The sequence below is a fragment of the Mycobacterium sp. 29Ha genome (assembly GCF_032883055.1).
GTDB classification, from domain to species: domain Bacteria; phylum Actinomycetota; class Actinomycetes; order Mycobacteriales; family Mycobacteriaceae; genus Mycobacterium; species Mycobacterium gallinarum.
Window position 1 is genome coordinate 1 of record NZ_JAMQTI010000066.1, and the last position, 3,170, is coordinate 3,170.

Genomic DNA, 3,170 nt, shown 5'->3' on the forward strand with positions numbered 1-3,170 from the left:
CCCACCAACCCCAAGCCGCATAGCGACTGGACCACCAAACGGGTCCCCCTCAGATATGACCTCTCGGCCTTGAACAGCCTTTACACCGGCAACGACGCACGTACACGCATCGTCATAAAAGAACTGCGCGACAAGGTATCTGACATCGGGGCAATGCGCGCCCTAGGCTTTTGCGTCAGAGTCGACCACGCACGGTACATGGCCCAACGCTTCGTCGAAGCCGGCATTCCCGCAAAGGCAGTCTCGGCCGAAACGTCAGCGACTGACCGCAGAGATACATTGCAGTTACTAAGAAATCGCGAGATCAACATCGTGTTCGCCGTTGATCTCTTTAATGAAGGGCTCGATATCCCAGAGGTCGATACCGTCCTCTTCCTCCGCCCGACCGAGAGCGCGACCGTCTTTCTGCAGCAGTTGGGCCGCGGTCTCCGGTTGACCCGAGGCAAGACTGTGCTGACTGCGTTGGACTTCGTCGGGCATCAGCGTCGCGAGTTTCGGTTCGACCAACGGTTCCGCGCAATGACGGGCGTCGGAGGTAAGGCGTTGCAGCGGCAGGTCGAAGAGGGATTTCCATTCCTGCCGTCGGGCAGCCAAATCATTTTGGATCGCGTCGCGCAGACCCTCGTCCTCGAAAACATTCGACAGCAGGTGGCGCCGAGGTGGGCCGCGCTGGTATCCGAGGTCTGCTCTCATCCGGATGACCGATTGGCGTCCTACCTTGACGCACATGGGCGCGCTCTCGAAGACATCCTGCGCAACAATCGCTCATGGACCACGCTCTGCAGAGACGCCGGCAAGATCGCCAACGAAACCGGCGCTCGCGAAACCGATCTGGTCAAGCGAGTGCGCGCGGTCGCGCACGTTGACGACCGGCACAGATGGGCCACATACAAGTCGATACTCGACGGACGGATAGATGCGGCCAGTCCGGCCGAACAGCGGCTCGCCGAGATGCTGTTCTTCTCGCTATTTCCGAACGGCGGGGGATTCGACCGAATCGCGTCGGGTCTCGAAGTTCTTCCGAACGAACCAGTCGCCGAAGAGATGAGACAAGTCGTTGACATCGCCTTCGACACTGCGCGACGAACCACGTATAACCTGGGCAGCCTGTTGCCTGGTCTCGAAGATGTACCGCTGGAAGTGCACGCGACCTACTCCCGTGAGGAGATTCTGGCGGCGCTGGGGTTCGCGTCGATGCAGCGTACGCCAAGCACCATGCGCGAGGGTGTGGCTTGGTGTCCGGACGTCAACGCAGACGCCTTTCTCATCACGTTGAGAAAGTCCGACCGCGATTACTCGCCGACAACCATGTACCGCGACTTCGCCTTAAGCCCTGACCTGTTCCACTGGGAGTCACAATCCACCACATCGGAGGCATCGCCGACGGGACAGCGATACATTCACCATCGCGAGCGCGGTTCTCACATCCTCCTGTTCGTCCGCGAGGCGAAAACGAACGCGCTAGGTGCGTCGCCGTACATCTTTCTCGGTCCCGCCAACTACGTATCTCATGAAGGTGATCGCCCAATGGCCATTACCTGGCGGCTGCATAAGTCGATGCCGACAGAAGTATTTCAGGCATCGACGGTTGCAGTCGCATGACCGGCTCATCGTACGCCGACATCATCTTGGTCACTTGCGTGAAGTCCAAGGCGGCTCGACCGTCTGCTGCGAAGGACCTCTATACCTCAGCGTTATTCAAGAAGCAGCGCGCATACGCCGAAAAGGCGAGCGTTCCGTGGTTCATTCTCTCCGCCGAGCACGGACTCGTCGCACCGGACGAGTGGCTGGCGCCGTACGAGCGGTATCTACCCGAGACTCCCGCCTCGTATCGCGCTGCGTGGGGTACGTGGGTGGCTGAACGGCTCGAGCTGCTCGCCGGACCGTTGGTGGACAAGACCATTGAAATCCACGCGGGCTCAACGTACCTCGATACGGTCCGGCCGGAGCTGGAGAAGCGCGGAGCCCGGGTGCTCGACCCCTTGCAGGGTCTGCAGATGGGGCCACGTCTGGCGTGGTACGGCCAGACCGATCTTGGGCCGTCCGCCGATGACAACGAGGTTGAACGCTGTGTTCAGGCACTGAGCGAGGCGGCCATATCCTTATCGCCGCAGGAGTTCATTGCCCGAGGTCGTGCTTCATTTGGCCGGCCCGGCCTGTACAGCTGGTGGGTCGACGAGCAGGGTGCCGAAGACCTGAGTCGCGGTCTTGGCTTGGAGGTCAAGCCAGGTTTGATCTACGCAGGCCTGGCGGGCGCAACCCGCTGGCCCAGCGGTCAGCGCTCCAACAACACATTGTGGTTACGGATCATGACAATGCACCTCGGCGGAAACCACGAATTCTCCACATTCCGACGCACGCTCGGCGCGATCGTCGCGAATGCCAACGGCGTCGCGCGGATCGACGAAGATGGCTTGACGCGCTGGATGCATAATCATCTACGGCTCGTCACCATCCCGTTCGACGACAGGGACTCGTTGGGGCGCCTCGAGCGAGAAGTGTTGGCGAAGCTTGATCCACCGCTGAATCTTCAGCACATGAACGCGACAGCAATTCGCCGCCGGCTCAAACAGTTACGTCGAGCGATTATGAACGTAACCACGGCGGTGGAAAGCTGATATCCAGCCGCTCAACGGATTTGAAGCCGGACCACGTCGGCACGCCGGCCGGCTGGCCGCGGTAGATGCCGCGTGCGGCTGCGGCTACCCGTCGTGCTGCGTTGGCCACTGCAAGGCGACTGCTAGCTGCTCCAAGGTTTCTCGATCACGTTGCAGCACTTGATCAACGAATCCCACCGCAGGTAGTGCGCCACTCTTGTCACTGTTGCACCGCGTGCACGCGAGCACGAGATTCGACAGTCCGTCGATCCCGACGAGCGACCAGGGCAGGACGTGATCGATCGGATTGTTCGCCGGTAGGTGGGCGCCGCAGTAGAAGCAATGCGGTCCGAAGGCCTCTTTGAACGGTTCGCGCACCGCAGCCAACGCTGTGCGTTCCCGTCCGAACAAGTGCCCAGCGACGTCCGGCACCTCTGCGTCGAGAAACTTGTTCATGCGACGTACGTCCTCGACCCACATGATTTCCAAGGCCGGCTTGAGCAGGCCGGCGAGCCGGGCTAGGTGTACTGCCCAGGCAGGTTGGTCAACCGCGTTATAGGCGGGACCTTCCCG

2 protein-coding genes and 1 pseudogene are annotated in these 3,170 nt (G+C 60.9%); 2 read left to right on the top strand and 1 reads right to left on the bottom strand.

Annotated features, from left to right (window positions below):
* Nucleotides 1-1,602 (top strand): DUF3427 domain-containing protein (locus tag M1248_RS33180; RefSeq protein WP_317150928.1); only part of this gene is annotated, 1,602 nt, incomplete at its 5' end.
* Nucleotides 1,599-2,618: a DUF6884 domain-containing protein gene (locus M1248_RS33185; RefSeq protein ID WP_410506784.1), complete on the top strand. Its 1,020-nt coding sequence runs from the start codon at nucleotides 1,599-1,601 to the stop codon at nucleotides 2,616-2,618. The genes M1248_RS33180 and M1248_RS33185, both read left to right, overlap by 4 nt.
* On the opposite strand, the pseudogene M1248_RS33190 reads toward M1248_RS33185, so the two are convergent.
* Nucleotides 2,587-3,170 (bottom strand): annotated as a pseudogene (locus tag M1248_RS33190) (HNH endonuclease); the annotation flags it as partial. The gene M1248_RS33185 and the pseudogene M1248_RS33190 sit on opposite strands and share 32 nt — an antisense overlap.